This window comes from Flavihumibacter petaseus NBRC 106054, assembly GCF_000974785.1.
Lineage (GTDB): Bacteria > Bacteroidota > Bacteroidia > Chitinophagales > Chitinophagaceae > Flavihumibacter > Flavihumibacter petaseus.
The window spans coordinates 630,665-636,748 of sequence record NZ_BBWV01000004.1 but is presented as its reverse complement, the minus strand read 5'-3'; the positions used below and the strand labels follow the sequence as shown (position 1 = coordinate 636,748).

The 6,084-nt window shown below is 51.0% G+C and carries 6 protein-coding genes; 1 reads left to right on the top strand and 5 read right to left on the bottom strand.

Translation table 11 applies throughout. The features are described 5' to 3' along the window. On the top strand, positions 1 to 908 hold a 908-nt coding region (locus FPE01S_RS22205), incomplete at its 5' end, for an AMP-binding enzyme (RefSeq protein WP_046371241.1). Here FPE01S_RS22205 and FPE01S_RS22200 read toward each other — a convergent pair. The 5 genes from FPE01S_RS22200 to FPE01S_RS22180 form a co-directional block, all read right to left on the bottom strand. Then, positions 889 to 2,109, bottom strand: a complete 1,221-nt coding sequence (locus tag FPE01S_RS22200) for a 1-acyl-sn-glycerol-3-phosphate acyltransferase (RefSeq protein ID WP_169749212.1) — start codon at positions 2,107 to 2,109, stop codon at positions 889 to 891. The genes FPE01S_RS22205 and FPE01S_RS22200 overlap by 20 nt on opposite strands. A 78-nt stretch (positions 2,110 to 2,187) precedes the next feature. After that, positions 2,188 to 4,260: a T9SS type A sorting domain-containing protein gene (locus tag FPE01S_RS25235; RefSeq protein ID WP_169749211.1), complete on the bottom strand. Its 2,073-nt coding sequence runs from the start codon at positions 4,258 to 4,260 to the stop codon at positions 2,188 to 2,190. A 230-nt stretch (positions 4,261 to 4,490) separates the two neighbouring features. Next, entirely contained in the window at positions 4,491 to 5,045 is a 555-nt protein-coding gene (locus FPE01S_RS22190) for a L,D-transpeptidase family protein (RefSeq protein ID WP_046371239.1), read from the bottom strand. 144 nt (positions 5,046 to 5,189) lie between these two features. Beyond that, the gene (locus FPE01S_RS22185; protein ID WP_046371238.1) at positions 5,190 to 5,564 is read right to left on the bottom strand and encodes a LysM peptidoglycan-binding domain-containing protein; all 375 of its coding nucleotides are present in this window, start codon (positions 5,562 to 5,564) and stop codon (positions 5,190 to 5,192) included. Positions 5,565 to 5,574: 10 nt separating this feature from the next. Continuing rightward, positions 5,575 to 6,069, bottom strand: a complete 495-nt coding sequence (locus FPE01S_RS22180) for a BON domain-containing protein (protein WP_046371237.1) — start codon at positions 6,067 to 6,069, stop codon at positions 5,575 to 5,577. Positions 6,070 to 6,084: the final 15 nt, after the last annotated feature.

The window sequence follows — 6,084 nt, the reverse complement described above, 5'->3', positions numbered from 1 at the left end:
TGGACAAATACCGCGTGAACATTCTGTATACTGCACCAACGGCGATCCGTTCACTGATGGGATTCGGTCTTGGGCCATTGCAGAACAAGGATCTGTCTTCGCTGAAAGTACTGGGTACCGTGGGAGAGCCGATCAATGAAGAAGCCTGGCATTGGTACGATGAACATGTTGGTAAAAAACGTTGTCCGATCGTGGACACCTGGTGGCAGACTGAAACCGGCGGTATCCTGATCAGCAATATGGCCGGTATAACGCCTGGTGTTCCTTCCTATGCAACGCTTCCGCTTCCCGGCGTTCAACCAGTACTGGTAGATGAAAAAGGAGACGAAGTAACGGGCAATGATGTAACCGGGAACCTGTGCATCCGATTTCCCTGGCCGTCGATCATCCGCACGACCTGGGGGGATCACGAAAGATGCCGCACCAACTATTTTGCCACCTATGAGAACCTGTACTTCACAGGTGACGGCTGTTACCGCGATGCCCGGGGCAACTACAGGATCACCGGCCGTGTGGATGATGTACTGAACGTGAGCGGTCATCGGATCGGTACTGCCGAAGTGGAGAATGCCATCAACATGCATGCCGGCGTTGTGGAAAGTGCAGTGGTGGGTTACCCGCACGATGTGAAGGGGCAGGGTATCTACGCCTTTGTGATTTATCAGAGCAGCCATGGCGATGAGAAGCTGAGCCGGCAGGATATCACGCAGACAGTCAGCCGGATTATCGGTCCCATCGCCAAGCCGGATAAGATCCAGTTTGTTACCGGGTTACCTAAAACAAGAAGCGGCAAGATCATGCGGCGTATTCTCCGGAAAATTGCGGAAGGCGAGATCGAGCAACTGGGCGATACGTCAACGCTCCTTGATCCTGCTGTAGTGGAGGAGATCAAACAGGGGCGGCTGTAAGGATTCCCGCAGCCAGGTCTTCCAGTACGGCTTTTTGAACCGTGTTCAATTGCCGGACAGCCCGGCAATCTTTCCAGGCGACAAAATATTGATAGTATTTCCAGGCCGCATACCCGGATAGCGGTAAAGCGATGGCAGTTGTCAAAGCCATCGCTTTACCTGCAATGATACCGGTGAGTAATGTTATGGCCAGCCACCAGAACAGGTAAAGGAAGAGGCTTACTACTACCAAAACCCAGGAATAAAAATCTTCACGGGTTACTTTTTTATCGGCAATCCATTTGCCCACCTGTAAAGGCAGCGCATTCAAAAGCCAGCCGATGGCGGCGGCAGGGAAGCCCAGCCATAAAGGCCACGAAGAGAGGCTCCGGTCTTTCAGAAACCTTGGCGCGGTGGGCGTGACGCCACAGCGTAATCTTGCTTCACGGTAAAGATTGATCTCCGCCAGGTAGCGGTTATGCTGACTGCTTATCTTGCGGGCGAATTGGATTTCATTACTGATCATCAGTGACGGATCAGGATCTGTTGCATTATTCCTGTAAACAAACATGGCTTCTGCAAGCTCAACCGGGTGGTGGTCATCGGCGATGACCAGCTGGCTGATCGCGTGAGCGCCTTTCAGGGTGAGCAGCCGCACGACCTGGTTAAAAGCCTGTGTATCGGTTGCTTCTGAAGGTACGTGTGCGGGAAGAAATGGTGTGCCGGCATGGATCCAGACCTGGCTGAACGGGAGTTTCGGGTGGGAATAGTTTATACCGACAGGAACTACCGGGCAGGGTTGAGCGCTGTTTTTCATGGCCATCTGAACAGCCAGGCGGAATGCGCCTTTTTTGAAGGGCAGTAACCTGTAGGCTGTCTGGCTGATCCCCTCGGGGAAAAAAAGTACTATTTCACCAGCTTCCAGTAACTGCATCGCCACTTCAAAACTGTCGTCATTATCGTTCAGGGTGGATCTGCCGTTCTGGTGATGGTGGATCGGATGCATGTGCAGCCTGCGGAGGATCCATGCTGCAAACGCATTTCGGAAAAGGTCACCCCTGGCAAAGAAGTGAAGAGGCCTTTTGAGTTGTACGCCAAGCAAAGCGGCATCCATGAGAGAGGAAGGATGATTGGCAATGAGGATGACCGGTCCCTTATCCGGAATTAGCTGCAGGTCCTTCGAACCGATCCTTGTATAGAAGAGGTTGAGGGCGCAGCGCATCAGGATTTTTACAGTGGCATACAACATAAAAAAAGCCCCCCTGCACGGCAGGGGGGCTTCAATATAGTCAGTTTCTGCTTATTGTACGATGAAGGCTTTAATGTCTTTCTGATCGTTGTACTGTACCCGCAGGAAGTAAGAGCCTTTGGTAAGGTTGGTTACGTTCAGGCGGAGACGGCTGTCTGATCCGAAAGTAGCCTGCTCCTGGCGAACAATGGCGCCGGCTGCGCTGATGATAGAAACAGTAACCTTCTTGTTCTTCAGGCTGCTGTTCTCAACAGTCAGTTGCTGGGAAGCATTCAGCGGATTCGGGAACAGGCGGACGCCTGCTGTGCTGTTACCGTTAACAGAAACACGGATGGTTTTGCTGTAAGAGAATTTACCATCGAAATCTGTTTGTTTGATGCGGTAGTAGCTGTCACCATTCAGTGGAGCACCGTCAGTGAAGTTATAATAGTTCGTCAGGTTGCTGGTGCCTTTGCCTGCTACCGTACCGATGGCGGTGAAGTCATGGCTGTCTGCGGAACGTTCAACGGTGAATTCAGCGTTGTCTTTTTCAATGCTGGTAGTCCAGTTCAGCAGGGTGGTGCCGTTGGCGTAGCGACCGGTGAAGTCGAGCCAGGTCACAGGCAGCGGGTTGGCAATATGGTTGGTAGTACCGATAGTGAAAACGGGGTTGTTGTCAGCAACTGTGTAAGCAGCTGCAGTAGCTCTTGTGTAGGTCAGGCCATCAGGAGCAGTGGTGGTAGCGTTGCTGCCGCCAAGCACATCCCAGGTATTGGTCTTCCAGTTTACAACTCCGATTGAAGACGGTTCTGTAAGGCCACCGCTTCTCTGATCTTCAAATGACAGCCAGATAAATGGCGCATTGGCATCATCCTGGGGATCGCGGTAGGGGGCAGTGCCCACATAACGAAGAGTCCAGTATTCCTGGTTGCTCACAGCAACAGGCAGACCGCTGCTTACTGGTGGAACAGTATTCGGGAAAGTGGGAAGCGGGCTGCTGGCAACATACTGACCTTCATAAGTCGGAGCGGCACCGTTGATGTTATTCAGGGCGTTTGTAAACTGCGTTGCCGGGGTAGCGCCACCACCGCCTGAAATATGGATTGGAGCGTAAACGCCATTGTCACCAACCGGGAAGGTGAAGGCAGTTGTACCGGTTTTGCGAACAGGGCCGTCAACGTAACTCAGGCTGCTGGCGCCTGTCCAGTTGGCAGTACCGGCAAATCCGAGGTAGTTGGCAGCAGTAGTGTTCACGACGCCAGTAACGAAAGTTAACACCTGTCCGGCCTGGTCGAGAACCACCGGTGAGCCCAGGGTCAGTGTAGCAGGATCCGTAAGGTTCAGCTCGATGTTACCGTTGAGGATATTTTGAGAACCGGTACCCAGAGTAATTGTCTGGTCTTCAGTTCCCAGGAAGTTAAGGTTAATATCAGAAGCCCGTGCACCTGCCACAGCAGTCAGGTTTCCATACAGGTAAAGCATGCCTTTGTTGCCTCCTGTTCCGGTACTGTTGATCGCGCCTGATTGTAGCAGGAGGTTGCCGTTTACGTTATAGCGGCCTGCAGGAGAAGATCCGAATATTACGTTAGATGCACCTGTATTCACGGTGAGATCCGAAAAGTTAATCTGACCCGCGCCAACTGAGTTCACTGCAGTACTTCTGCCAGTGTTGTTGAAGGTTGTATTACCGGTTACACTGAGTGTAGCAGTAGGGTTGCCTGAACCCGCTGTGCCGACGATCACATCACCTGCTGAAGTAAGTGTGCCCCCTACTGTCACATTCCCGGCCAGTACCTGCAGGCTTGTGTTGGCAGAAAGTGTCACGTTCCCCGCAAATGTCACATTTGGAACCTGGATGTTTCCGGGAGGGAAGTTCCTGGTTACCCGTATTGTCTGAACGCTGATATCGTTAGTAAAATACAGCAGGTACGGTGTATTGGCTGTACTGGTGAAGATCGCCACATCGGCAGTACCAGGTACACTTGCACCGCCTGCACCGCCGAGCGTTGTGGACCAGTTGGCAGTATTGTTCCAGTCGGAAGGAAACGGGGGAGGTATCAACGGACCCACCCAGTAACGGTCTGCAGCAAGTGCAAACACAGGCGCAAATAAAACGAATAAGGTTAGGTGTACAAGTCTTCTCATGGTAGAGTATTTGGTAGAATTGAGGTTCATAAACAATAAGTTTTTAGATAAAAAGCATAACCGGGCCCTTACCAGGCACGGCAAACAGCTAATTCTCTACGAAAAAGGGATTGGAAATTTGGTTACTCTACCAGGATATATGAGACTTTGTAATACGTAAGTTACAAAACAAAAATAGCCATATCTAATGATATGGCTAAAATTTTTTGGCCCGTGACGGGGTTAAAAAATCATTTTCGTATACTCACCCTTGTGCCAATGGGTATCATAGTATAGATTTCTTCCATTTCATTGCGTTTCAGGCTGATACAGCCATTGGTCCAGTTCTGCATATAGTCAACAGCCATGTCGTCACGCTCCCAGGTACCATGGATGCCGATACCATCTCCGATGGTCTTTCCGGCAGGGATCAGCCCCTTGGCTTTTCGCTCCTTGAACCTGGCTACATCAACCGGGGTCGGGTAATCAATCAGCATCATTTTACCCCATTTCTTGTCTGGTCTTTTCGTAACGATCTTGAATTCACCTTCCGGAGTCTTCCGGTCGCCCTGCCACATCTTGTCGCCGCCGGTCTTCTCACCGAAAACCACAGGGTAGGTCGCATACCAGCCGTCATCATCATAGACGCTCAGCTCGTAGTCAGATTTGTCGATAATAATGTGGGGGGTGCCGTTCAATTCGCCGTTCAACCTGTTGAAACGGACGGTGCGGTAATGATCACCAGAGAAGGAAAACAGGCCAACGGTACAAATCAGGCCCAGGGATACGGATAGTCTGGATAACATAGTTTTCAGATTTTAACGCTTCGGGTCGGTTAGGAACAAAAACGTTGCCATATCGCCTAATATTTCAGATGTGGAAAAACTTTTATAAACGACGAAGACCATCCCGGAATGGAATGGTCTTCGCCTGATAATGAAGCTGTTATATCATTTCTGGGGGATGCGTAATTCCCATCCCGGCTGTATAAGATCCGGGTTCTTGATCTTGTCCGTATTCGCCTCGTAAATGTCCTTCCACGACAGTCCGGGATATTTCTTAGCGATTTTACTGAGGTTGTCGCCGCTTTTTACGGTATAGGATTCTTCTCCTCCGGCAGCCACCGAAAGGTTCATCACCACATCGGAATCCCTGAAATCAGGGTTCACTGATTCATAAACGTCCCATACCTGCTGTTTGGCATTGCTGCTCGGCGCAGTACCATCTATATATAATACGCCATCCTGTTCCCTCACAAGGAGATCACTGACGCCCTGGGCGGTGGCAGCATCGATTACTGCCTTGTATTTATCCTGCAGTCCCATGGTTTAAAGTTTATTTGATGACCAGTTTGTTTTCTACTTTTTTCGGCTTGATTTCATTCAGTTTCTGCATCAGGCCCGGCAGGTCGGCTCTTTTGATGGTTCCGGTCAACGTCACCACGCCGTCCTTCACCGTCGCTTTCACACCCTTCGCATTGTCAAATCCTGCCAGCACCTGGTTGGCGGAACTCTGGAGTGTTTCGTCCGGGTTAATGGTGACCGGTGGCGGTGGTGGGGGTGGCGGAGGTACAGTCAGGTTATTGCTGACAGATTTTACCCCTTTAACACCTTTTGCGGCAGCTTCCACGCTGGCCCTGGTACTTTCGTCCGGCACCTGGCCGCTGATCGTGGCAACACCGTCTTTTACCGCAACACTAACGCCCGGATAAGCTGAAATGGCCGTCGCTACGTTTTTTTCAATGTCCGCGTCTTTAGGCCCGCATCCCGTTAAAGCCAGAGCCGACATCAGTAGCAGTGATGCCAGCATCCTGCCAATTTGCTGTTTCATACTTGTAGGTTTTAT

What these genes read in the sequence shown, in the direction of transcription:
- FPE01S_RS22200 (WP_169749212.1), bottom strand. Translation starts at nt 2,109, where the DNA reads ATGCGCTGCGCCCTCAACCTCTTCTATACAAGGATCGGTTCGAAGGAC.
- FPE01S_RS25235 (WP_169749211.1), bottom strand. Translation starts at nt 4,260, where the DNA reads ATGAGAAGACTTGTACACCTAACCTTATTCGTTTTATTTGCGCCTGTG.
- FPE01S_RS22190 (WP_046371239.1), bottom strand. Translation starts at nt 5,045, where the DNA reads ATGTTATCCAGACTATCCGTATCCCTGGGCCTGATTTGTACCGTTGGC.
- FPE01S_RS22185 (WP_046371238.1), bottom strand. Translation starts at nt 5,564, where the DNA reads ATGGGACTGCAGGATAAATACAAGGCAGTAATCGATGCTGCCACCGCC.
- FPE01S_RS22180 (WP_046371237.1), bottom strand. Translation starts at nt 6,069, where the DNA reads ATGAAACAGCAAATTGGCAGGATGCTGGCATCACTGCTACTGATGTCG.